Annotated in this window: 22 protein-coding genes; 13 read left to right on the plus strand and 9 right to left on the minus strand. The window is 61.3% G+C overall.

The window, feature by feature from the left end:
* The first annotated feature begins 197 nt into the window (after positions 1–197).
* A complete protein-coding gene (locus AC1RME_RS26235; RefSeq protein WP_096819094.1) occupies positions 198–605 on the plus strand; it encodes an HPF/RaiA family ribosome-associated protein in 408 nt (135 codons plus the stop codon).
* A gap of 133 nt (positions 606–738) precedes the next feature.
* Here the strand turns inward: AC1RME_RS26235 and fecA are convergent, their stop codons facing one another.
* The 3 genes from fecA to AC1RME_RS26250 all read right to left on the minus strand — a co-directional run bounded on the left by fecA (position 739) and on the right by AC1RME_RS26250 (position 4,578).
* Entirely contained in the window at positions 739–3,072 is a 2,334-nt protein-coding gene (fecA, locus tag AC1RME_RS26240) for a TonB-dependent Fe(3+) dicitrate receptor FecA (protein WP_096819096.1), read from the minus strand.
* Positions 3,073–3,163: 91 nt separating this feature from the next.
* On the minus strand, positions 3,164–4,093 hold the full coding sequence (locus tag AC1RME_RS26245) for a DUF4880 domain-containing protein (RefSeq protein WP_096819103.1): 930 nt from the start codon (positions 4,091–4,093) through the stop codon (positions 3,164–3,166).
* Positions 4,090–4,578: a sigma-70 family RNA polymerase sigma factor gene (locus AC1RME_RS26250; RefSeq protein ID WP_085730110.1), complete on the minus strand. Its 489-nt coding sequence runs from the start codon at positions 4,576–4,578 to the stop codon at positions 4,090–4,092. Before AC1RME_RS26250 ends, AC1RME_RS26245 begins: the two co-directional genes overlap by 4 nt.
* Before the next feature lie 176 nt (positions 4,579–4,754).
* Here AC1RME_RS26250 and AC1RME_RS26255 point away from each other — a divergent pair, with 176 nt between their 5' ends.
* The 6 genes from AC1RME_RS26255 (at position 4,755) to AC1RME_RS26280 (ending at position 11,069) form a co-directional block, all read left to right on the plus strand.
* Positions 4,755–5,060, plus strand: coding sequence for a DUF3649 domain-containing protein (locus tag AC1RME_RS26255; protein ID WP_096819105.1), 306 nt, complete (start codon positions 4,755–4,757; stop codon positions 5,058–5,060).
* On the plus strand, positions 5,057–6,643 hold the full coding sequence (locus tag AC1RME_RS26260; RefSeq protein WP_493091967.1) for a PepSY-associated TM helix domain-containing protein: 1,587 nt from the start codon (positions 5,057–5,059) through the stop codon (positions 6,641–6,643). Before AC1RME_RS26255 ends, AC1RME_RS26260 begins: the two co-directional genes overlap by 4 nt.
* On the plus strand, positions 6,643–6,966 hold the full coding sequence (locus tag AC1RME_RS26265; RefSeq protein ID WP_096819108.1) for a DUF3325 domain-containing protein: 324 nt from the start codon (positions 6,643–6,645) through the stop codon (positions 6,964–6,966). The genes AC1RME_RS26260 and AC1RME_RS26265 overlap by 1 nt, the downstream gene beginning before the upstream one ends.
* Before the next feature lie 4 nt (positions 6,967–6,970).
* Complete coding sequence (locus tag AC1RME_RS26270; RefSeq protein WP_096819110.1) at positions 6,971–7,537, plus strand: RNA polymerase sigma factor; 567 nt, start codon at positions 6,971–6,973, stop codon at positions 7,535–7,537.
* Complete coding sequence (locus AC1RME_RS26275; RefSeq protein WP_493091968.1) at positions 7,534–8,535, plus strand: FecR family protein; 1,002 nt, start codon at positions 7,534–7,536, stop codon at positions 8,533–8,535. The genes AC1RME_RS26270 and AC1RME_RS26275 overlap by 4 nt, the downstream gene beginning before the upstream one ends.
* A gap of 104 nt (positions 8,536–8,639) precedes the next feature.
* Positions 8,640–11,069, plus strand: a complete 2,430-nt coding sequence (locus tag AC1RME_RS26280; RefSeq protein WP_096819114.1) for a TonB-dependent siderophore receptor — start codon at positions 8,640–8,642, stop codon at positions 11,067–11,069.
* Here AC1RME_RS26280 and AC1RME_RS26285 read toward each other — a convergent pair whose 3' ends face one another.
* Positions 11,070–11,945 carry an AraC family transcriptional regulator gene (locus tag AC1RME_RS26285; protein ID WP_096819116.1) on the minus strand — a complete coding sequence of 292 codons (876 nt, stop codon included), beginning with the start codon at positions 11,943–11,945 and terminating at the stop codon, positions 11,070–11,072.
* A 139-nt stretch (positions 11,946–12,084) separates the two neighbouring features.
* On the opposite strand from AC1RME_RS26285, the gene AC1RME_RS26290 reads away from it, so the two are divergent.
* Positions 12,085–12,987, plus strand: coding sequence for a DMT family transporter (locus AC1RME_RS26290; RefSeq protein WP_096819118.1), 903 nt, complete (start codon positions 12,085–12,087; stop codon positions 12,985–12,987).
* Positions 12,988–12,998: 11 nt separating this feature from the next.
* Here the strand turns inward: AC1RME_RS26290 and AC1RME_RS26295 are convergent, their stop codons facing one another.
* The 3 genes from AC1RME_RS26295 to AC1RME_RS26305 form a co-directional block, all read right to left on the minus strand.
* The gene (locus tag AC1RME_RS26295) at positions 12,999–13,502 is read right to left on the minus strand and encodes a DUF2165 domain-containing protein (RefSeq protein ID WP_192559826.1); all 504 of its coding nucleotides are present in this window, start codon (positions 13,500–13,502) and stop codon (positions 12,999–13,001) included.
* Positions 13,503–13,692: 190 nt separating this feature from the next.
* Positions 13,693–14,667, minus strand: a complete 975-nt coding sequence (locus AC1RME_RS26300; RefSeq protein ID WP_096819122.1) for a 2-hydroxyacid dehydrogenase — start codon at positions 14,665–14,667, stop codon at positions 13,693–13,695.
* 414 nt (positions 14,668–15,081) lie between these two features.
* Positions 15,082–16,050 carry a LysR family transcriptional regulator gene (locus tag AC1RME_RS26305; protein ID WP_096819124.1) on the minus strand — a complete coding sequence of 323 codons (969 nt, stop codon included), beginning with the start codon at positions 16,048–16,050 and terminating at the stop codon, positions 15,082–15,084.
* A 182-nt stretch (positions 16,051–16,232) separates the two neighbouring features.
* Between AC1RME_RS26305 and AC1RME_RS26310 the strand changes: the two genes are divergently transcribed.
* The 4 genes from AC1RME_RS26310 to AC1RME_RS26325 are packed head-to-tail and all read left to right on the plus strand — an operon-like array spanning position 16,233 to position 21,018.
* On the plus strand, positions 16,233–17,744 hold the full coding sequence (locus tag AC1RME_RS26310) for an efflux transporter outer membrane subunit (protein WP_493072700.1): 1,512 nt from the start codon (positions 16,233–16,235) through the stop codon (positions 17,742–17,744).
* Between the two features lie 10 nt (positions 17,745–17,754).
* Positions 17,755–19,947: an FUSC family protein gene (locus AC1RME_RS26315; RefSeq protein ID WP_096819128.1), complete on the plus strand. Its 2,193-nt coding sequence runs from the start codon at positions 17,755–17,757 to the stop codon at positions 19,945–19,947.
* Positions 19,937–20,137 (plus strand): DUF1656 domain-containing protein, encoded by a 201-nt coding sequence (locus AC1RME_RS26320; protein ID WP_003221811.1) that lies wholly within the window; start codon positions 19,937–19,939, stop codon positions 20,135–20,137. The genes AC1RME_RS26315 and AC1RME_RS26320 overlap by 11 nt, the downstream gene beginning before the upstream one ends.
* A 17-nt stretch (positions 20,138–20,154) precedes the next feature.
* Positions 20,155–21,018, plus strand: coding sequence for an efflux RND transporter periplasmic adaptor subunit (locus AC1RME_RS26325; protein ID WP_096819130.1), 864 nt, complete (start codon positions 20,155–20,157; stop codon positions 21,016–21,018).
* A gap of 45 nt (positions 21,019–21,063) precedes the next feature.
* Here the strand turns inward: AC1RME_RS26325 and AC1RME_RS26330 are convergent, their stop codons facing one another.
* Together AC1RME_RS26330 and AC1RME_RS26335 are read right to left on the minus strand one after the other, a co-directional pair.
* Positions 21,064–21,462: a DUF4440 domain-containing protein gene (locus AC1RME_RS26330; protein WP_096819132.1), complete on the minus strand. Its 399-nt coding sequence runs from the start codon at positions 21,460–21,462 to the stop codon at positions 21,064–21,066.
* Positions 21,459–22,829, minus strand: a complete 1,371-nt coding sequence (locus AC1RME_RS26335) for an MFS transporter (RefSeq protein ID WP_096819134.1) — start codon at positions 22,827–22,829, stop codon at positions 21,459–21,461. The genes AC1RME_RS26330 and AC1RME_RS26335 overlap by 4 nt, the downstream gene beginning before the upstream one ends.
* A gap of 109 nt (positions 22,830–22,938) precedes the next feature.
* Here AC1RME_RS26335 and AC1RME_RS26340 point away from each other — a divergent pair, with 109 nt between their 5' ends.
* Positions 22,939–23,820, plus strand: coding sequence for a LysR family transcriptional regulator (locus AC1RME_RS26340; RefSeq protein ID WP_096819136.1), 882 nt, complete (start codon positions 22,939–22,941; stop codon positions 23,818–23,820).
* Position 23,821 lies beyond the last annotated feature (1 nt).

Here is a 23,821-nt window from a genome sequence, read left to right on the forward strand (position 1 = left end):
GATTTTGCAGGGAACTGAGGCGACCCAACTCCCGACCTTACCAGCGCTTCACTCGGTTGTCCGGCTTTTTTTGCGTATGAATATTTATCTTTTTTCAGGGGTTGAAATGTTCGTCACACGGGCCGATTGTTGTAATCAAGAGGTCACGAAATCCTGTTCAAGGCCTCTTGCGAGCTAGCTGAAATAAGGGATGAACTATGCAAATCCAAGTCAACAGCGACAACCATATTCAAAGCAGCAAACGACTGGAGGAGTGGGTACGAACCACAATTGAGAGCACGCTCGACCGTTATGAGGAAGACCTGACCCGTGTCGAAGTCCATCTGAGCGACGAGAACGGTGACAAACCGGGTCCCCATGATTTGCGCTGCCAACTGGAAGCGCGGCCAAAAGGCCATCAACCGATTTCCGTCACCCACAAAGCCGATTCGCTGGAACAGGCGATCGATGGTGCAGCCGAAAAACTGGAGCACGCGCTGGAGCACCTGTTTGGCAAACTGCGGGGCAAACCGCGAGCCGCAGTGGTGCCATTTACCAGCAAGGCGAATGACGCGCTGCTGGAGGAAGAATTTCTGGAAAACGAACAGGCAGCGATCAACAGTTGATGCGCTGATTTTATAAGTCACCCAATGAGAACGGGCCTGCAATTGCAGGCCCGTTTCGTTTCTGGTGGGTTTTGTGAGTGGATCAGATATGAAACCCCTCTCCCTTCGGGAGAGGGCTGGATGCATGTAGATCTCAGAAGGCAACGGAAGTCTGCACATACACCGTGCGCGGCTCACCCACGTATTTGCCCTTGTTGTTGTCATCGAACGAACGGGTGAAGTACTGGGTGTTGAAGATGTTCTTCACCCCCACCGCCACGTTCAGGTCCGACAACTGCGGCCCGAAGTCATAACCGGCGCGGCTGCTGAACAGCATGTAGCCCGGAATCTTGCCGGTGCTGCCGTCGGCGCTTTCTTTCGAGGTGTTGGCGTTGTCGGCGAACTGGTCGCTCTGGAAGCTGCTGTCCAGGTTCAGCTTCCACGGCCCTTCGGTGTAACCGACGCCGATCGTGCCTTTGTGTTTCGAGGAGAACGGCACACGATTACCCTTGTTCGGACCGTCTTCGCGGATGGTCGCGTCGACATAGGCGTAAGTGGCGTAGACATCGAAGCCGGCCAGCGCCGGGCTCAAGTCATCCAGCGCGTAATTGACGCTGGTCTCGATGCCCTGATGGCGGGTTTCGCCACGGGCGATCACCGAATCGTTGGTCTGATTGCTTTCGTACTGGTTGTCGAAGTTGATCAGGAACGCGCCGATTTCCGCTCGCAGGGCACCGTTGTCGTAACGGGTGCCGAGTTCCCAGGTGCGAGCCTTCTCCGGTTTCACTTCACCGCTGCTCACGCGGTTGGGCATCTGGCTGTATTGCACGCTGCCGAAGGAGCCTTCGGTGTTGGCGTACAGGTTCCAGGTGTCGGTCAGGTGGTACAGCACGTTCAACGCCGGCAGCGCGGTGTTGTAGTCACCCTTGTATTTGACGTTGGTCAGATTGTTGGTCTGCTGCGACTCGATCATCTCGTAGCGCACGCCCGGGGTGATCGTCCACTTGCCGATGTCGATGCGGTCATCGACGAAGAACGCATTGGCTTCGGTACCGCCACGGGTGTCGCGGTCGTTGCGGCTGTTGGTGGTCGGGTATTCGTTGCTGGCGATCGGGGTGCGATAGCGCAACTCGTGGCCGGCCTCATTGATGTAGCGATAGCCGACGCCAACTTCATGGCTGGTCGAGCCGAGGTCGAAACCTTGAGCGAAACGGGTTTCCAGACCGCGAACCCAGTATTCGCGCGGCGACAGCGACAGGAATGTGCCCTGATCCAGATAACCGCTGCGCAGGGTCTTGGTGAAGAAGGTGTTGGCGGTGAATTCGCGGCGATCTTCCTGATAGCGGTAGCCGAAATTGAACATCGTGCGACGGCCCCAGAACTGGTCTTTCGGTCGGGTCGACTGATACGGATCGGCATCGTAGTCGGCGACGTTCAGGCCGCCGGGCATGTCAGCCTTGCCTTCGTAATACTGGGCCATGGCGTTGAAGCTGTTGGCTTCGTCGAGCTGGTATTTGCCCTTGAGGATCAGGTCGTCGATTTCCGTGTCGCTGTGTTCGCGCCAGTCGCCACCGCGAGTGCCGGAGTACAGCAGCGCGCCGCCCAGGCCGTTGGCATTGGTGCCGCCGGCCAGCAAGTTGGCGCTGGTCTTGAAGCCGTCATGGCTCGACGAAGGACTGGTTTCGGTCTGGAAACCGCCCTTGACGGTCGGCTCGTCAGGAATCGCCCGGGTCACGAAGTTGACCACGCCGCCGACGTTCTGCGGGCCGTAACGCACGGCGCCGCCGCCTCGCACGACGTCCACCGCGTCCATGTTGCCCATGCTGATCGGTGCAAACGACAACTGCGGCTGACCGTAAGGCGCGAAGGGCACCGGGATGCCGTCCATCAACACCGTCGAACGTGCAGCCAGGCGTGGGTTGAGGCCGCGAATGCCGAAGTTCAGCGCCATGTCGTGGCTGCCGGTACCGTTGTTTTCCGGGGCGTTGACCCCGGGAATGCGATTGAGCACATCGCGGGCCTGGGTCGCGCCCTGGCGTTCGAATTCTTCGCGGCGGATCACGTCACGGGCGCCGGGATGTTCGAAGACGTTGACCTGTGCGGCTTCACCCAGCCAGTCGCCGACCACTTTCGAGGTGTCCAGCTCCAGGGCGCTGTCGTTCGACGGTTGCAGGCTGAAGGCATTGCCGCCCTCGGCGCGGGCTTGCAGGCCGGTGCCTTCGAGCAGCGCGTTCAGACCTTGTTCCGCTGTGTAGCTGCCTTCCAGCCCACGGCTTTGCACACCGCTGGTGACCTGCGAGCCAAAGGAAATCAGCACCCCGGCTTCACGGCCGAACTGGTTGAGGGCGTTTTCCAGCGACGACGGGGCGATGTGATAAGCCTTGGTGTCGGCAGCCAGCGCATGGGGCAGGGCGCTGAAGCTCAGGCTGGCGCCGAGGATGAGATTGCGCAGGGTTCGGGCCAACGGCGTGAGGCGGGTGGGGTGCATGGAGGACGGTCCTGAGAAGGTTGAATCAAGGGGGGCTTTCCTTCTCTGTCACGCCAGATCTGAAAAACGGCTCATTTATTTTTACGGTTGATCAAACCTTGGCTTCGACCGTCACCCAGTAGCGAGTAAAACGCTTCACTTTTACCGGCAGGCTGATTTCCAGCAGATCGAGAATCCGCTCGCTGTCGTCCAGTGGATAAGTCCCGGAGATCAGCAAGTCAGCCACTTTTGCATCGCAATTGAGCTGCCCGCGACGGTAGCGACCGAGTTCGTCGAGGAAGTCGCCCAGGCGCATGTGGGCGGCCACGAGCATGCCGTCGGCCCAGGCGCCGCTGTTGGCGTCCAGCGGTTTTGCTTCGCTGATGGAGGTGGCGCTGAAGCTCAATTGTCGGGCGACCGGCAGCAACATCGGCGAGCGACCTTGTGCGTTCAACTCGACCCGACCTTCAAACAGCGCAACCTGCGTGCGGTCGGCAAACTGCCGCACGTTGATCCGCGCACCTTGAGTTTTCAGCACGCCTTGCGCGGTTTGCACTTCGAAGGATTGAGTGGCGGTCAGCAGCATTTCGCCTTCGAGCAGACGGATCAGTCCATCTCCCCGGACATCCGCCGCACTCGCGGTGTTGAGCTGCAACTGGCCACCCGCGCCGAGCGATATCTTGCGGCGCTGACCGATCGGGCTGCGGTAATCGGCCAGCAGCGACGGCAACGGATTGTGCTCGCGCATCCCCCAGGTGACTGCCGAACCGGCGCCGAGAAGCAGCAACAATTTGAGAGCCTGACGCCGACTGCCGGACTTTGGCGCGTTTAACGCGGCATGGGCCAGTGGCGATGACAAACCCCGCAACCGCGAATTGACCCGCTGAATGTGTTCCCAGGCGCGGCGGTGTTCGCTGTGGGCATCGATCCACTGTTGCCAGGCTTGTTGTTGACGCGGATTCAACGGGCCCTGCTGCATTTCCAGCAGCCAGTGCACCGCTTGCTCGGCAACCTGCGCGGAAAAATCCATCGGCGGATTCACAGAGCAAAGTAGCAGCGCATCGCTGCCTTGTTCAGATGACGTTTGACCGTGGCCACGGAGATACCCAGTTCGGCGGCGATCTGCGGATAGGTCAGGCCATCGACCTGCGCCAGCAGAAATGCGCGTTTGACGGCGCGCGGCAGGCCATCGAGCAACTGATCCAGCTCCATCAGGGTTTGCAGGATGATCGCTTTCTCTTCTTCCGAAGGCGCGACGACTTCCGGCATCTGCGCGAGGGTGTCGAGGTAGGCGCGCTCCAGATCCTGGCGACGGTAATGGTTGAACAACACACGCTTGGCCAGCGTGGTGAGGAACGCCCGAGGCTCGATGATCACCGGCGGTTCTCGTGCGGTCAGCACCCGAATGAACGTGTCCTGGGCCAGATCGGCGGCGCTGTCCGGGCAGCCGAGTTTGCGCCGCAGCCAGCCAGTGAGCCAGCTGTGGTGGGCCTGATACAGCGATTCGACGGGATGGGCGGACGACAACGGCATCACTCCGGGCGCATACAGGATGCGTTAGAGAACAAGAATGGTTCGCATTGTAGGGCCGCGAATGCATGCCGGCAATCAGACTCTTTTGCGTATGAGAATATTTATCATTAATATTGCATGCCTGTCGTCTCGGCCTGTTGGCCGGGCGTTAACCGTTTCAGGGTCGAAACATGAAAGCCAAACTCGCCACACTCCCCATGTCCTATCGTCTGGCCGTCACTTCGCGGGTGCTCGCGGCGGTGTTTGGCGGCTATCTGGTCGCGGCGCTGGCCAGTGTCACGCTGACCCTGTGGTTACCGCTGAACCGCGCCGAAGCGGTCATCACCGGTATGACGGTTTCGTTCCTCGTGTATCTGGTGGCCGTGCTCTGGTGCTTCGCCTGCCGCAGCGCGTGGGCGGCATGGGTCGGCTTGCTGGTGCCGAGCGTGATTCTGGCGACGATCTCCGGCGCCGCGCGGGGTCTGGGTTACGCATGAAAGAGGGTTTCCGGCAGGCGATGGCCTGGCTGCACACCTGGACCGGACTGGTCTTCGGCTGGCTGCTGTTCGCGATTTTCCTGACCGGGACGCTGGCCTATTTCAAGGACGAGACCAATCACTGGATGCAGCCGGAAATCCCGTCGCGCCCGCTCGATGCTGAAGCGAGCCTGACGCTGGCGCAAACCTATCTGCAACAGCGCGCGCCCGATGCGCCGAGCTGGCAGATCACGCTTCCTGATGCGCGCGAGCCTGGGATCTCTGTCGGTTGGCAAGCCCCGGCCAAACCCGGCGAGCGCGGTCGATTCACCGAAAAAATCCTCGACGCCCGGACCGGTGCCGAAGTGCCCGTGCGCAAAAGCTTCGGCGGCGAATTCTTCTACCGCTTCCACTTCCAGCTGCAAATGCCTTATCCGTGGGGCCGCTGGCTGGCGACCAGCGCGGCGATGGTGATGTTCATCGCACTGATTACCGGGATCATCACCCACAAGAAAATCTTCAAGGACTTCTTCACCTTCCGTCCGCGCAAAGGCCAGCGCACCTGGCTGGACGGGCATAACGCGGTGGGCGTGCTGGTGCTGCCTTTTCACCTGATGATCACCTACAGCAGCCTGGTGATCTTCATGGCGATGGTTATGCCGGCGAACCTTTTGGCGTCCTACGGCAGCGATCGCAGTGCGTTTTACGATGAAGTGTTTCCCGAAACGCCGGCCCCGGAGCGCGCAGGCATACCCACCATGTTGCCGCCGATGGCACCGCTGCTGGCACGTGCAAGCGAGCACTGGGGCGGCGGACATGCCGCGCGGGTGACGGTGAATAATCCCGGCGACGCCAATGCCTCGGTGCAGGTGTCGCGTGCCAGCTCCGACAAGATCACCTACGAATACGGCAGCGACGTGACCTTCAATGGCGTGACTGGGCAAATCCTCGGTGCGACCCCGGCCAAACCGCTGCCGATGACGATTGCCGGCGGTTTCTATGGTCTGCACATCGGCCATTTCGCCGGCCCGGTGCTGCGTTGGCTGTATTTCATTTGCGGCTTGGCCGGCACGGCAATGATCGGCACCGGACTGGTGATCTGGCTTGGCAAACGTCAGCTCAAACATGCCAAGACCGGGGTCATGCCGTTCGAGTTGCGGCTGGTCGAAGTGCTGAACATCGCCAGCATGGCCGGGCTGGTCAGTGCGGTGGCGGCGTTCTTCTGGGCCAACCGTCTGTTGCCACTGAGTCTCGACGGCCGGGCCAAGTGGGAAGTGAACGCGTTCTTCATCGCTTGGGCTTTGAGCCTGGTGCATGCCTTGCTCCGACCCGGTCGCAAAGCCTGGGTCGAACAATTGCCACTGGCAGCGCTGCTGTTCACCACGGTGCCGTTGCTCAACGCATTGACCACTGCGCATCACCTCGGCGTCACGCTGGAGCAGGGTGACTGGGCCTTGGCCGGTTTCGACCTGACCTGCCTCGGCGCCGGTCTGTTCCTGGGGTGGGCCGCCTGGAAAATGCAGCGTGCCGGCCACACCGTCCGCGTGAAAAAGACACCTCGCGAAACGCCTCGGCCGATCACGCTTGAGCAGGGGACGCACTGATGCTGCTGGCGCTGTTGCTGTGTTACGCCGGATTTACTGCGCTGTGTCTGTCGATGCCGCGACATCACGATGAGCTGCTGGGTCATAAGCCTTCAAACCGACGCGCAAAAAGTCTGAAGCTCGCCGGTTGGTTGCTGCTGTGTCTTTCACTCTGGGCCGCCGTGGCTGCCAACGGCTGGGGTTTCGGTCTGGTCGACTGGTTCGCCGTGTTGATGATCAGCGCATTGTTGCTGGTGCTGCTGATGCCCTATCGACCGAAGCTGGCAATGGCGATGGCGGCGTTCAGCCTGTTGGCGACGCCGGTCGCTGCATGGGCGTGGTGATGCAATGCTGATCGGTCATCCCCCGGAATCCCGCGACGACGAACCGAGCGGCGCGCGTGCGCATTTTCTTCAGGTGTTCCTCTCGCAGCGCCCGCAAATGGAAGCGCTGGTGAACCGTCGCGTCGGTTGCCGGGCGACGGCAGCGGACCTGGTGCAGGATCTGTTCCTGCGATTCTGGCGCCGGCCGTTGGTACAGGTTGAAGAGCTCAGCACCTACCTGCTGCGCTGTGCAGGCAACATCGCCATCGACCATTTGCGCAGCGAAGGCACGCGGGTTCGGGTCAATGAAGGCTGGCAACCGGATGAGCCGGACAGTAGCGCCAGCGAACCGCAAGCGGCACTCGAAGCAGGCAATGATCTGCGCCACGTCGAAGCGGCGTTGCGTGCATTGCCCGAGCGCACGCGGCAGATTTTTTTGCTCAATCGCATCCACGGGCGCAAGTACGCCGAGATCGCCAAAGCCATGGGCCTGTCCCAAAGCGCTGTGGAAAAACATATGATGCGCGCCCTCGAGGCCTGCAAGGCCAGCCTGCGCGAACCCGCGCCACGCCTGCCAGGGAAAGCACCGTGAATCACACCGACCGCGTCACCCCGACGCCCGCTCAGGAGCAGGCGGCTTTTGCCTGGTTGAGCCTGTTGCACGACCGCCCGAGCACCGGTGATCAACTGACCTTCAGCCAGTGGTTGCGTGCCAACCCGGCCCACGCCGAGGCCCACGCCGAGGCTTACGCCCAGGCGCAAGTCATCTGGGAATTGAGCGAAGGGCCGGCCCGCACTCTGGCGGATGAAGAGTCGTTCGCCTTGCAGGGCTATCTGAATGCGATGGACCGGCCGCGCCGTCCGCAGATTCGACGTTGGGCCGGAGCGCTGGCAATGGCGGCCTGTCTGTTGTTGATGATCAGCCTCGGCACCGGTTGGCAGCCGCAGCGCTGGGTCGATGATCTGGGTGCTGATTATGTTTCGGCCCCCGGTGAAATCCGCACCGTGACTTTGGCCGACCAATCCCAGGTCACGCTGGATGCCGACAGCGCCATCGCCGTGGATTTCAGTCATGGCGAGCGGCATGTTCAGGTACGTCGAGGCGCCGGGTTTTTCAGCGTGACCCACACCGGCGAGCCGTTCGTGGTAGAGGCTGAAAAGGGCCAGGCGCGGGTGCTCGGCACGCAGTTCGAAGTGCGCCTGCAACCGCATGGCGCACAAGTCACCGTGTTGTCCGGGCGCGTTGGCGTGACGGCGGGGCGGGATACCGAACAGCAGATTCTCACCGCCGGCCAGCAAGTGGCGTATGGCGAAGGGACCGCGCAAAAACTGCACGCCGTGGACAGCGAAGCGCAACTGGCCTGGCGTCAGGGCTGGCTGACTTACTACAAGTCGACACTGGCGGATGTGGTGCAGGATCTGCGGCGTTATTACCCGGGACGGATCATGTTGCTCAATGATGAACTCGGCGCGCGCAAGGTCAGCGGAAGCTTTCCGAGCAAGGATCCGCAAGCCGTGCTGAATTCGCTGCAGGGGGTTCTGGGATTCGAGCAGCATCAGGTGCTGGGCAAGCTGATTATCCTGCGCTGAAAATATTTTCAAATTTGTGGTGAGGTAAATCCCGACGCCATCCGTGTAGTGACTGAAACTGCGAGTCATTCGCATCCGTTGCGGTTCTACACAGGTCATGAGCAATGAAGTCCAGGGCAAAATCGGGTTCGGTCAAACAGTGGTTCGGTGCCTCGGCGCTGAGTTTTGCGGCGTTGGCATTGTTGCCGATGAGCGTGGCGCAGGCCGCAGAAAGCAACAACAGCCAGCCTCAGAAACAGTTCAGTTTTTCCCTGGCCGCCAAACCGCTGCCGCAAGCCTTGAGCGACTTCAGTCGCGTGACCGGCCAGAGCGTGGTCTACACCGTTGAAGCGCCGTACGGCCTCAACGCCCCAGCGGTCAACGGGCAGATGAGCGCGGAACAGGCGTTGCAACGTCTGCTCACCGGATCCGGCCTGACCTTCCGCCGCACCGACAGCCATACCCTGGCACTCGAACCACAACCGACCGCAGGCGCGTTGAACCTCGGTGCGACCAACATCACCTCGGTTATGGATCAACCGATGAGTTACCAGCCACCGGAAACCAGTTCGGTGATGCGTTCCTCGGCCTCGCTCCAGGAAATTCCGCAGACCGTCAACGTAATCCCGGCCCAGGTCATTCGCGATCAGGCACCGCGCAACCTCGATGATGCGCTGGCCAACGTCAGCGGCATCACCCAGGGCAATACTTTAGGCAGCACCCAGGATTCGGTGATGACCCGGGGCTTCGGCGACAACCGCAATGGTTCGATCATGCGCGACGGCATGCCGGTGGTGCAGGGCCGTGGCATGAACGCGACCGTGGATCGCGTCGAAGTGCTCAAGGGCCCGGCCTCGCTGTTGTATGGGATTCAGGACCCGGGCGGTGTGGTCAACATGGTCAGCAAAAAGCCCGAACTGACCCAGTACAACGCCCTGACCCTGCGCGGTTCGACCTACGGCGATGGCAAGAACGGCAGCGGCGGCTCGTTCGACAGCACCGGTGCGTTGGGTGATTCCGGTCTGGCCTATCGCATGGTGCTCGATCACGAAGACGAAGATTACTGGCGCAATTTCGGTACCCACCGTGAAAGCCTGATCGCGCCGTCGCTGGCCTGGTACGGTGAGCGCACCAAGTTGTTGTTTGCCTATGAACATCGGGAATTCCTGACGCCGTTCGACCGTGGCACGCTGATCGATCCACGCACCAACCATCCGCTGGACATCTCGCGCAACGAACGTCTCGACGAGAAATTCAACGACATGGAAGGGCGCTCGGACCTCTATCACTTCGAGGCCGACCACGAACTCAACGACGACTGGAAAGCCCATTTCGGCTACAGCTGGAACCGCGAAACCTACGACGCCAGCCAGGTCCGCGTGACTGCGATCGACACCAAGAAAGGCACCCTGACCCGCAGCATGGACGGCACCCAGGGCGCGATCAGCACTGACCGTTTCACCACCGCCAGCCTCGAAGGCAAGGTCAATGTACTGGGCATGCAGCATGACCTGGTGTTCGGCGTCGATGACGAGTACCGCAAGATCTACCGCGCCGACCTGATCCGTCAGAAAAGCCTGAGCACCTTCAGCTACGTCAATCCGGTCTATGGCCGCGAAGTCGCCGGCACCACCGTCAGCCCGGCGGACAGTGCGCAGACCGATCTGCTGCGCAGTGACTCGGTGTTCCTGCAGGACTCGATTCACCTCAACGACCAGTGGATTCTGGTGGCCGGCGGGCGCTTCCAGGAGTATGACCAGTACGCCGGCAAAGGCGTGCCGTTCAAGGCCAACACCGACAACAACGGTCAGAAGTGGGTGCCGCGTGCAGGCCTGGTGTATCGCTACACCGACGCGTTGTCGTTCTACGGCAGCTACACCGAGTCGTTCAAACCGAACTCGACCATTGCTCCGCTGAGCGGCAGCAGCACCGTGCTCGACGGCAGCATCGCGCCGGAAGAAGCCAAGTCCTGGGAACTGGGCGCACGCCTTGACATTCCGGGGCGTGTCACCGGCAACATCGCCTTGTTCGACATCAAGAAACGCAACGTGCTGGTGGCCAACGCCGAAGGCCCGACCACGATCTACAGCGCCGCCGGTGAAGTGCGTTCCCGTGGCCTGGAAATGGACCTGACCGGCCAGCTCAGTGATCGCTGGAGCATGATCGGCAGCTACGCCTACACCGACGCCGAGGTTACGGAAGATCCCGACTACAAAGGCAACAAGCTGCAAAACGTGGCGAAGAACACCGGCTCGTTGTCGGCGGTCTACGACTTTGGCAGCGTGATCGGCGGCGATCAACTTCGGGTTGGCGCTGGCGCACGGTATGTCGGTGAGCGGGCGGGTAACGCGGTGAATGATTTCGATCTGCCGAGCTACACCGTGGCCGATGCATTCGCCACGTACGACACCAAAGTCGAAGGGCAGAAGGTCAAGTTTCAGCTCAACGTGAAGAACCTGTTCGACCGCACCTACTACACCTCGGCGGCCAGCCGGTTCTTCGTGTCGATGGGCGATTCGCGGCAGATTTCGTTGTCGAGCACGCTGGAGTTCTGATCAGCGCAAAAACGCCTGGCGATACTCGCCGGGCGTTCCACCCAGCACCTGGCGAAAGCGGTTGGTGAAGTGGCTGGCACTGGCAAATCCGCACGCCAGGGCAATCTCACCCAATGGCAACACCGTCCCGCGCAACAGCTCCCGTGCCCGGCTCAACCGCCGCGCCAGCACATACTGATGCGGCGGCAAGCCGAAGCTCACCCGGAACATCCGCGCAAAGTGGTATTCCGATAACGCACACAACCCGGCCAGTTGCCCGAGGCTGATCGGCTCGGCCAATTGACTGTCGATGAACTCCACCAGTTGCCGGCGCTGGTGCGGCGCCAACCCACCTTTCAGACGCAAACCCTGACGCACGCCGACCTGGCTCAGCAGGGTATGGCTGATCAATTCGTGGGCCAGGCTGCTGGTCAGCAAGCGCTCGGCAGGCTCGTCCCAGTTCAAGGTGAGTAACTGGCGAAACCGTTGGGCCTGTTGCGGATCTTCGAGAAAAGTCTGTTCGCGCAACTGCATTTCCCGGGGCTCGCGATCCAGCAGGGTGACGCAACCCAGGGCAAATTGTTCGGCGCTGAAATACAGGTGGGCCAGACGAATATCGCCATTGATCACCCAACCCGATTCGTGGTCGGCCGGCAGGATGCACAGCTTGTCCGGGCCGCCCTTGTGGCCGGGTTCGCCACGGCGGAAGGTGCCGGTGCCGCCGGCGATGTAGCAGGAGAGGGTGTGATGGCTCGGCGCTTCGTATTCCTGGGCATCGTGATGGTTGGTCCACAAGGCAGCGGACAGGCCGTCACCCAATTCGGCGCTGTGCACAAGGCGTGCATTGGGCGAGTTGTTCAGGGCTTGGAAGACTTGCAGGGTATCGATGGCGGCCATGATCGGTTCTCTTCAACGCCTTGCATCCTACTCCGTAGATTTCGCGCTGCCAGCCTGCGCTCCGATAAAAGCGCAAGTTTATGCAAGCGCGGGCAGAGGGGACGGGCGGACACTGAAACCCAATCGAGGAGTGTCTGCCATGAACCTGTCGTTGTATTTGTTGACCGTGCTGATCTGGGGCACCACCTGGATCGCCCTGAAGTGGCAACTGGGCGTGGTGGCGATTCCGGTGTCGATCGTCTATCGCTTCGGTCTCGCCGCGTTGGTGTTGTTCGCGCTGTTGCTGCTCAGCCGGCGGCTGCAACCGATGAACCGGCGCGGGCATCTGATCTGTGTCGCACAGGGCCTGTGCCTGTTCTGCGTCAACTTCATGTGCTTCCTGACCGCCAGCCAGTGGATTCCCAGCGGTCTGGTGGCGGTGGTGTTTTCTACCGCAACGTTGTGGAACGCGCTGAATGCGCGGGTGTTCTTCGGCCAGCGCATCGCGCGCAATGTGCTGATGGGCGGGGCACTGGGGCTGGGCGGTCTGGGCCTGTTGTTCTGGCCGGAGCTGGCCGGGCACCACGCCAGTCCGCAAACGCTGCTCGGCCTTGGCCTGGCACTCTGCGGCACCTTGTGTTTCTCGGCGGGCAACATGTTGTCGAGCCTGCAACAGAAGGCCGGCCTCAAACCTCTGACCACCAACGCGTGGGGCATGGCCTACGGCGCGGCGATGCTGTCGGTGTGGTGCCTGGTCAAAGGCATCCCGTTCGAGATGGAATGGACGTCGCGCTATATCGGTGCGCTGTTGTACCTGGTGATCCCCGGTTCGGTCATCGGTTTCACTGCGTACCTGACCCTGGTCGGTCGCATGGGCCCGGAACGCGCAGCGTATTGCACGGTGCTGTTCCCGGTGGTGGCGTTGAACGTTTCGGCGTTTGCCGAAGGTTATCAATGGACGGCGCCGGCGTTGGCGGGGTTGGTGCTGGTGATGCTGGGCAATGTGCTGGTGTTTCGCAAACCAAAACCCGACATTGCAATGGTCGCCAAACCTGCACATTGAATACTGAATGTTCAACTGTCGACTTTCATGACCAGGAATATAAGTGCCGGTAACAGGAAGTCGACAATACTTTGTGCCCACTTCATGGCATTCCAGTCTTTTGATTGATCCATGTCGAACCATTCATTACCAATGACTTGCAGGCAGAAGTAATAAATGAACAGCGCCACGAGAAACCCCAGCACGGCATATTTCTTGGCTTCATGAAACTGCTCGTCTGGCGCGTTTATATTCTTTGCGAGTTGATAACCTCCCAGCAGGCAGGCTGAAGTAAATATGGTCTCCAGTGTCATGATCATCCAGTAGATCCGGTGATGCATCATTTCCGAGTTGATCGAGCGGTACATCAAATGGCTGCCTGTCGTATCCATGCTCAGGATGTGGCCAAGGTACACGTAGTTTGAGTTGTAATCGGTGGCATTGCTGAAAACAATCAGAACACCCAGTATTCCTACCATGAAAACGATTGCGACTTTACTTCTTCTGATAAGTTGTGAAGTTGTAAGGTTTGTCATTTGTTAGCTCTCCATGAATTGTATCTGTCCGTTGGCAGATGGTTCACGGGATTCTATAGAGAGTGGAATGAAGTTGGGTGGGGAGTCGTTTTCAAGTTGTGTAGTTTAAAGGGCTGTGAACAACACCAGGCCCTTTTAAAAACAGGTTGAAACAGGCGGGGCTGGAAAACGATGTTCCAGCCCCGAGTCATCAGTTCTTCCAGACTTGCGGATTCACCAGATCCCGAGGCCGTTCACCGAGCAGGGCGCTGCGCAGATTGGCCAGTGCGCGGTTGGCCATGGCTTCACGGGTTTCATTCGTGGCCGAGCCGATGTGCGGCAGGGTGACCGCGTTTTTCAGCTGGAACAGCGGCGATTCCGCCAGCGGTTCCTTTTCGTAAACGTCGAGGCCGGCGCCGCGAATGCGGTTGTTCTGCAAGGCCTCGATCAGTGCCGGTTCGTCGACCACCGGACCGCGGGAGATATTCACCAGAATCGCGTCCGGCTTCATCAGCGCCAGCTCGCGATGACTGATCAGGTGGCGGGTCTTGTCGCTGAGCGGTACCACCAGGCAAACGAAATCGGCTTCGGCCAGCAGTTGGTCAAGGCTGCGGAACTGCGCGCCGAGCTCCTGCTCCAGTTCGGTCTTGCGGCTGTTGCCGCTGTAGAGGATCGGCATGTTGAAACCGAAACGTCCGCGACGGGCAACGGCGGCGCCGATGTTGCCCATGCCGACGATGCCCAGGGTCTTGCCGTGTACGTCGCAACCGAACAGTGGTGCGCCGACGCTGGCCTGCCACTGGCCGGCCTTGGTCCAGGCGTCCAGTTCGGCGACGCGGCGGGCGCTGCTCATGATCAGGGCGAAGGCCAGGTCAGCGGTGCTTTCGGTCAGGACGTCCGGGGTGTTGGTGAGCATGATCCCGCGTTCGTTGAAGTAGGCGAGGTCGTAGTTGTCGTAGCCGACGGAGACGCTGGAGACCACTTCGAGTTTCGCGGCGTTTTCCAGTTGGGCCTTGCCGAGTTTGCGGCCTACGCCGATCAGACCGTGGGCGTGGGGCAGGGCTTCGTTGAACTGGGCGTTGATGTCACCGTTTTTCGGGTTGGGGACGATGACGTCGAAGTCCTGTTGCAGGCGTTCGATCATGGGTGGGGTGATGCGGCTGAAGGCCAAAACTGTTTTTTTCATTGGCTTGGGCTCGGCTGGGCGGCTGATGTGATTGCCAAGCAAGCTAACATTTTCTGTTTGGGGTTGTCTTGGCGGCCTCTGGGCCGACCAGGTTTTGGGTTGTTTTGTGTGAATATCCGTTTCTGCGGGTGCTGCCGCTGGCGGTTCCGCTCTTACAGCGGCTCACTTTTCCAAACGCCGAAAAGTAAGCAAAAGGCTTGGCCTCGGCGTTCGGCACCTCGCTTTGGCTCGGTGTTCCTTCGTTCCGGGATTCATCCGGGGGCATCGCCTACGGTTTGCTTCGCTGCACCTCCTCTCGATGCATGCGGCTGCGCCGCACGGCGCTGCGCGCCCACCCCCGGATGAATCCCTCCACTCAGCCTGCCGATGGGGCCGGCACGTCAAAAGCGGTACTCGAGCTAACGCTCATTGTGTTTAATTCGCCACCCGCGCCCCCGCCAGACTCCCGCTCATCTCATAAGCGGCCAACTCCGCCTGATGCCCCGCCAATATCTCCGGCAACGACCCACGCAGGTACTCGACCCAAGTCTTGATCTTCGCATCCAGATACTGCCGTGACGGGTAGATCGCATACAGGTTCAGTTCCTGCGAGCGGTAGTTCGGCATTACCCGCACCAGTGAGCCGTTGCGCAAGCCTTCGATCGCGGCATACACCGGCAATACACCGACACCCATCCCACTGGTGATCGCGGTTTTCATCGCGTCGGCGGAGTTCACCAGAAAGGGCGAGCTGTTGATGGTGACCATTTCCTGGCCTTCCGGGCCGTCAAAGGCCCATTTTTCCAGGGGGATCACCGGGCTCACCAGGCGCAGGCAGGCGTGGTTCAGCAGGTCGCTGGGTTTTTGTGCGCAGCCGTTGGCTTTCACGTAGGCCGGGGAGGCGCAGACGATGCTGTAGGTGATGCCCAGGCGTTGCGAGACGAAACCCGAATCCGGCAGTTCGCGGGCGAGGACGATGGACACGTCATAGCCTTCGTCGAGCAGGTCCGGCACGCGGTTGGCCATGGTCAGGTCGAAGGTCACGTCCGGGTGGGTCTTGCGATAGCGGGCGATGGCGTCGATCACGAAGTGCTGGCCGATACCGGTCATGGTGTGCACTTTCAGTTGTCCGGCCGGGCGGGCGTGGGCTTCGCTGGCTTCGGCTTCGGCCTCTTCGACGTAGGCGAGGATCTGCTCGCAGCGCAGCAGGTAGCGTTTACCGGCTTCTGTGAGCGCGATGCGCCGGGTCGTGCGGTTGAGCAGGCGGGTTTGCAGATGGGCCTCAAGGTTGGAGACCGCGCGCGAGACGTTGGCGGTGGTGGTGTCGAGTTGCACGGCGGCGGCGGTGAAGCTGCCCGCTTCGGCCACACAACTGAAGGCGCGCATGTTTTGCAAAGTGTCCATGGGGTGCTCTCAAGGGAGATGGCAAATTGTGACACGAAGTTTCAGGGGCTGAGACCCCCGACCAAGGGATTATCTCGTTAACGGTAACAAAGATTCACAGGAATCCCAGCTTATCGCCGTAAGGGCGCCCCCCTAGAATTGCGCCCACCTCGAAACATCCCCCACCTCAGGAATTCGCAGCAGTGCCGCGTCGCATCAACAGAGCGCTTTTGCCGCTCAGTGTTCTGGCTTTTACGTTAGGTCTCAGCGGCTGCATCGGAACCGGAGGCATTGCCCCGCAAGGCAAGGCACTGGAGGCCAATGAACTGGCCACCGACGACGCCATCGCCCACGCCGCCCGTGACGCAAACTGGCCCACCGCCCAATGGTGGCAAGCCTACGGTGACCCGCAACTCAATCGCTGGATCGACCTGGCCGTGCAAGGCAGCCCGACCCTGGCCATGGCCGCCGCGCGAGTGCGTCAGGCCAGGTCGATGGCCGGCGCTGCCGAAGCCGCCGAGTCGTTGCAGATCAATGGCGAGTCGACCCTCAAGCGTCACAACTGGCCGACTGACCAGTTCTACGGCCCCGGTGAGCTGGCCAACAGCACCACCTGGGACAACAACGCCGCGCTGGGTTTCAGTTACGCCCTCGACCTCTGGGGCCGTGAAAGCAACAGCACCGAGCGGGCTGTCGATCTGGCGCACATGAGCGCTGCCGAGGCGCGGCAGGCGCAGCTCGAGTTGCAGAACAACATCGTGCGCGCCTACATCGAGCTCTCGCTGCATTACGCCCAGCGCGACATCGTGGCGGCGACGCTCAAGCAGCAACAGCAGATTCTCGAACTGGCGCAGAAACGCCTGAACGGCGGGATCGGCACGCACTTCGAAGTCAGCCAGGCCGAAACGCCGCTGCCGGAAACCCATCGGCAACTGGATGCGCTGGACGAAGAAATCGCCCTGAGCCGCAACCAGATCGCTGCACTGGCCGGCAAAGGCCCAGGCGCCGGCGCGCAATTGCAGCGTCCGACCCTGTCCCTCGGCGCGGCGCTGAAGTTGCCGTCGGCATTGCCCGCCGAATTGCTCGGTCAGCGTCCGGACGTCGTCGCCAGTCGCTGGCAAGTGGCGGCGCAGGCGCGCGGGATCGATGTCGCGCATGCCGGGTTCTACCCCAACGTCGATCTGGTCGGCAGCCTCGGCTACATGGCCACCGGCGGCGGGGCGCTGGAGTTCCTGACCGGCAAGAAGCTCAACTACAACGTCGGGCCGGCGATTTCGCTGCCGATCTTCGACGGCGGGCGACTGCGCGCTGAACTCGGTGAAGCCTCGGCGGGTTATGACATCGCCATCGCGCATTACAACCAGACCCTGGTCAATGCGCTGAAGAACATCTCCGACCAGTTGATCCGCCGCGAGTCGATGGACAAGCAGCAGACGTTCGCCGCCGAGTCCGTGGCCACGGCGCAGAAGACCTACGACATCGCGATGATCGCCTATCAGCGCGGGCTCACCGATTACCTCAACGTGCTCAACGCCCAGACCTTGTTGTTCAAACAGCAACAGGTTCAGCAGCAGGTGCAGGCGGCGCGGTTGAGTGCCCACGCGGAACTGGTGACAGCATTGGGTGGTGGTCTTGGCGCGGGTAAAGACGTACCGACCGCCGAGCAGACCGCCGCACCGAAAACCCCGGCCCTTCTTCAAGCCCTCGACCACTGAGCAAGATTCAATGACTCCCTTGCCCGCACCTTTGCGCTGGCTCTACTCCCTGGAATGGCGCCGTGGTTTCTTTGACTGGGCGCGCAGCGACGGCGTGACCTGGGTCTACATCTTCAAGGTATTGATTGCCGCGTTCCTGACCCTGTGGCTGGCTATGCGCCTGGAACTGCCGCAACCGCGCACGGCGATGATCACCGTGTTCATCGTCATGCAGCCGCAGAGCGGTCAGGTGTTCGCCAAGAGTTTCTATCGCTTCCTCGGCACCCTGGCCGGGTCGGCGATGATGGTCACGCTGATTTCACTGTTCGCCCAGAACACCGAACTGTTCCTCGGTTCGCTGGCAATCTGGGTCGGCATCTGCTCGGCCGGCGCCGCCCGTTGCCGCAACTTCCGCGCCTACGGTTTTGTGCTGGCCGGCTACACCGCCGCGATGGTCGGCCTGCCGGCGCTCGCCCATCCCGATGGCGCGTTCATGGCGGCGGTGTGGCGGGTGCTGGAAATCTCGCTGGGGATTCTCTGCTCGACGCTGGTCAGCGCCGCGATCCTGCCGCAAACCGCCAGCGCCGCGATGCGCAACGCCTTGTATCAGCGCTTCGGTGTGTTCGCCCTGTTCGTCACCGATGGCCTGCGCGGGCGCAGCAAACCGGAGTCGTTCGAGGCCAGCAACGTGCGTTTCATCGCCGAAGCGGTGGGGCTGGAAGGGCTGCGCAGCGTGACCGTGTTCGAAGACCCGCACATGCGGCGACGCAACGGTCGGCTCAGTCGCCTGAACAGCGAGTTCATGGGCATCACCACCCGTTTCAACGCCTTGCACCAGTTGCTCGAACGCCTGCGCCGCAACGGTGCCGATCATGTGGAAGCGGCGATCAAACCGGGCCTGCAGGATCTGGCCGAAGTGCTCGACGGCTTCAGCGGCCGCGCCCTGACCAGCCCGGATGCGGCGCGTCTGGTGCTGGCGCTGACGGCGTACAAGGAAGGCTTGCCGGCGCGGGTGCGCAGCCTGCGGGCGATCTTTCAGGAGAGCGAGCCGAGCGACGCCGAGCAACTGGATTTCCACACCGCGTATGAGCTGCTCTATCGCTTTGTCGATGACCTGCACAGTTATGCACAGACCCACGCCTCGCTGGCCGATCACAGCCACGAACGTGAGCGCTGGGACGAGCCGTTTACCCCGCAAACCAGTTGGTGGGCGGCGGCGGCTTCGGGGATTCGTGCCACGTTCATCCTGGTCGTGCTCGGCAGTTACTGGGTCGCCACCGCGTGGCCGAGCGGAGCGACCATGACCTTGATTGCCGCCGCCACCGTGGGCTTGTCGGCGGCGACGCCGAACCCGAAACGCATGGCGTTCCAGATGGCGTGCGGCACGTTCCTCGGGGCGTTGATCGGCTTCGTCGAGATGTTTTTCATCTTCCCGTGGATCGACGGTTTTCCGCTGCTGTGCGTGATGCTCGCGCCGGTGATCGTGCTCGGTTCGTTCCTCGCGTCGCGGCCGCAATACGCCGGCGTCGGCCTCGGTCTGCTGATCTTTTTCAGCACCGGTTCCGTGCCGGACAACCTGACGATCTACAACCCCTACACCTTCATCAACGACTACATCGCCATGGTCATGGGCATGCTGGTCTGCGCGGCAGCGGGCGCGATCATTCTGCCGCCGAACAGTCGCTGGTTGTGGCGACGCCTGGAGCAGGACCTGCGCGGGCAAGTGGTGTACGCGATCAGCGGTAAACTCAAGGGCCTGGCGTCGAGTTTCGAAAGCCGAACCCGCGACTTGATGCATCAGGCTTACGGTCTGGCGGCCGGTCAGCCGCTGGTGCAGAAAAACCTGCTGCGCTGGATGTTCGTAGTGCTGGAAGTCGGCCACGCGATCATCGAGTTGCGCAAGGAACAGGCGATCCTGCCGGTGCATCCGGCGTATGCCGAATCCCAGCCATGGCGTCAGGCGATCCGGGTCATGGGGCGCTCGCTGGTGCGGCTGTTCCTGCAACCCAATTCGAGCAATCTGGAACGCGCACTGGTTGCGGTCGATCACGCGATCAGCCGTGTCGCCGCCACCGATGAGCCGTTCGCACCGCACTTCGATACCTCGGCACTGCGTCGGGTGAAAAGCTACCTGCACTTCATCCGCACCTCGCTGCTCGACCCGCAATCGCCACTCGCTGCCTACGCCATCGCCAAGCCCGAAGGACTTGCCCATGCCTCGTGAAATCGCTTTCCACGGCGTGTACATGCCGACCATGACCCTGATGTTTTTTGTCGCCGCAGCACTGGCCTGGGCGCTGGACCGGTTTCTGTCGGGGTTCGATCTGTACCGCTTCTTCTGGCACCCGGCGCTGCTGCGCCTGAGCCTGTTTACCTGTCTGTTCGGCGCGATGGCGCTGACTGTTTACCGTTGAGTCTGAGAATTGTCCCGATGAAAAAGTTTTTCAGCCTGCTCGCGACCCTGCTGGTGCTGGCCCTGGCGCTGTGGATCGGCCGCACGTTGTGGGAGCACTACATGAACACCCCGTGGACCCGCGACGGTCGGGTGCGCGCCGATATCATCAACGTCGCTGCCGACGTCACCGGTGAAGTGGTCGACGTGCCAGTGCGCGACAACCAATTGGTGAAGAAGGGTGATCTGCTGATGCAGATCGACCCCGAGCACTATCGCCTGGCGGTGAAGCAGGCGCAGTCGCTGGTCGCATCGCGCAAGGCCACCTGGGAGATGCGCAGGGTCAACGCCCACCGCCGCGCCGATATGGACGCCTTGGTGATTTCCAAGGAAAACCGCGACGACGCCAGCAACATCGCCGACTCGGCACTGGCCGATTACCAACAGGCCCAGGCGCAACTGGAAGCCGCCGAACTCAACCTCAAACGCACCGAAGTGCGGGCGGCGGTGGACGGTTACGTGACCAACCTCAACGTGCATCGTGGCGATTACGCCCGGATCGGCGAAGCGAAAATGGCCGTGGTCGACATGAACTCGTTCTGGGTCTACGGCTTCTTCGAAGAAACCAAGCTGCCCCACGTGCGCGTCGGTGACAAAGCCGACATGCAACTGATGAGCGGCGAAGTCCTCAAGGGCCATGTGGAGAGCATTTCCCGCGGCATCTACGACCGTGACAACCCGGAAAGCCGCGAGCTGATCGCCGATGTGAACCCGACCTTCAACTGGGTGCGCCTGGCCCAGCGAGTGCCGGTGCGGATTCATATCGATGAAGTGCCGGAGGGTGTGCTGCTGGCGGCGGGGATTACCTGCACCGTGGTGGTGAAGCAGGACGCTGTCGAGTAACCCTTGTGGCGAGGGAGGATGCTCCCTCGCCGGATAGGCTCGTTGTCAGCTCTGGCAAAACGTCTCGTGCAGATGCCGCCAGATCACCCGCCCGGATTCGGTTTTTTCAAACACCACGGTTGAACGCCGATCCGTGTGCAACCCGCTCGCATCGGTCTGCTGTTCGCGATAACTCACCGTCGCACCGCGTTCATGCAAGGCAATCCCTTGAAGCTCGCCGAGCTCGATCCTGAACCCGCTCTTCTTCCCGCCTGCCATTTGAAACAGCGCACGTAACGCCTCGAAGTCCAGCACACGCCCCAACGGCGTCACCATGGAGAACAGTGGCGAAAAACGCGTCAGCAATCGTTCCAGCGCAGCTTCTTCTTCCTCCACCGCAAACCATCGTTCGATGGCCTCGTGAGCCTGGATCACTTCGTCAAAGTAGTCGGTGTAGTCAGTCATGTGGATTTTTCCTGAAGGTGAGGTGAGTGCAAAAGGGCGAGCACTTTCGATGAGTCGAAACGCAGCACGGCGGCCATCGGCAACAGCGTGAGCAGTGCAGCAGCGAGAAAGCAGTATTTGAATCCGTTGGCCCCCAACGCGCCCAACAATGAACTGAGCAGCGCCGCGCCGAGGCAGAAACCGAGCTGGCGATTGATGTTCCACAGGGCGCTGGAGTGGCCCATTTTCTCTGGCGTGATGCCGACAAATGCCAGGGTCTGCGCGGTGACGCTGCACAGACTGCCGCCCAGCCCCATCAAGGCGTAAGCGAGGATCAACGGGACGCTTGCGGGCTGGTCGAGCTGCATCAGCACGACGATGCCAAGGCATTGCAACAGCATGCCGGCGATCAGCAATGGTTTGGGACCGATCCGGTTGAAACGGCGTTTGCCAAGCATGATCGCCACGCCCGAGGCGGCCGCCCAGGACAGCATCAGCGCCCCGGTGTGTGCTGCACCGAAACCGAGGTCATGCAGGTACAACACGGCAATCATGTTGGTGCCGGTGAAGATGCCGGGCACAAACAGGTAGATCAGCATTGCCAGGCGCAGGGACGGGTTTCTGATCAGTTGCAGATCCAGGACTGCACCCGGTTTGCCCCAGCCATCGCGCAGGTAGATCCACAGGGTCACGGCGCTGAGCAACAACACACCGCCTGCGAGGTGACGGGTTTCGGGTTCACTCGCCAGGCTGACGGCAATCAACAACAGACTCAGGGCCGACACCGCCAGCAGCAGGCCACATGCGTCCAGTGTCGGGCGTTCGCTCGTTGGCTGATTCGCTTTCAACCAGAGCAGGCCCAGACCGAAAGCAAAAAGCGCCACCGGCATGTTCAGGTAGAAAATCCAGCGCCACGACAACGCTTCAACGATCAAACCGCCCGCCGCCGGCGACAGGGCCGGCACCATTAGCGCCACCAGCAAAACCACACCCGTGAAGTGCGCGCGCTGAGTCGCTGGAAACTCTCGATAGGCCAGCGCCTGACCGACCGGCAGCAACAATCCGCCACCCAGCCCTTGCAGCAGTCGCCAGCCGATCAGGCTTTCAATCGAACTGGCCTGAGCGATGAGCCCGGAGGCGATCCCGAACACCAGCAACGAACCAAGGATCAGCCGCCGCTCGCCAACCTTTGCCGCCAGCCAAACGCTCATCGGAATGATCAGCGTCAGTCCGAGCATGTAGGCGTTGGTGATCCACGCCAGTTGCGTCACCGAGGCGTGCAACTGCGCGGCGATGTCCGGGTAGGCGATGCTCGCGGCGAACATGTTCAGCAGGTCGAGGGCGAACCCCAACAGATACACCAGCGCGACTTTCGAGCGATAGGCCATGGCAGCTTCCCTGTGATGAGGCGTGCAGGGTAGGGCGCTTGTGGCGATAGAAATACGCTAGTTTGGCTGCTAGTTTGTCAAAATTATTTTGACAGTGGGCGCAGCGAATATGGTCAGCCTGGATCGATTCGATACTTTCAAAGCTGTGGTCGAGGCCGGCTCTCTGACCGCGGCCGCCGATACGCTGGGACAGACGCGTGCGGTGGTGAGCTTCAACCTCAAACGTCTTGAGGAAGAGTTGGGCGTCACCTTGCTCACTCGCAACACCCGGCAATTGGCTTTGACCGATGCTGGCGAACGTTTTTACCGACGCTGTCTGCGCACCCTGGACGAAGCGCGGTTGGCGATCGAGGAAGCACGTTCGGAGCACTCGCAGCTCAAGGGCACGTTGCGCATCACCACGACCGTGGAGTTTGCCCTGGCTCAGGTGGTGCCGGCGCTGGAAGTGTTTCGACAACAGCAGCCGCAACTGAATATCCACCTGTCCACGTCTTCGACCCATGCCGATCTGATCTCCGAACGCTTTGACATGGCGATCCGCCTGGGCCGCATGCACGACTCCAATCTGCGCGCGGTGCAGTTGTCGACGTTCGAGGTGTTTGCCGTGGCGGCGCCGGGGCTGGTCGAGGGTTTTACTCCGGTAAACACCTTGGCGGTGCTGGAGTCGATGCCGACACTGGGACATGGGCGAGTGCCGGAAATGACGGTCGCCGACCCGGCCGGCACCGAGCATCTCTACCAGCCGAAACCGGGAACCACAGCCATTGTTGCCGACAACTCGGCGACCCTGCGTGCCTTTGCGCTGACCGGGCAAGGCGTGGCGATTCTGCCGCAATGGTTGATTCAGGAAGACCTCGACGCCGGGCGATTACAGCGTCTGTTGCCGGATTACCGTTTCGCCCAGCAAGGGGTTTATGCGTTGTACCCGGACACCCGGCACCTGCCATTGAAGGTGCGGGCGTTCATTGATTTCATGAAAGGGTGGGGCTGAC

The sequence above is a fragment of the Pseudomonas sp. GW822-FHT03F08 genome (assembly GCF_058801265.1).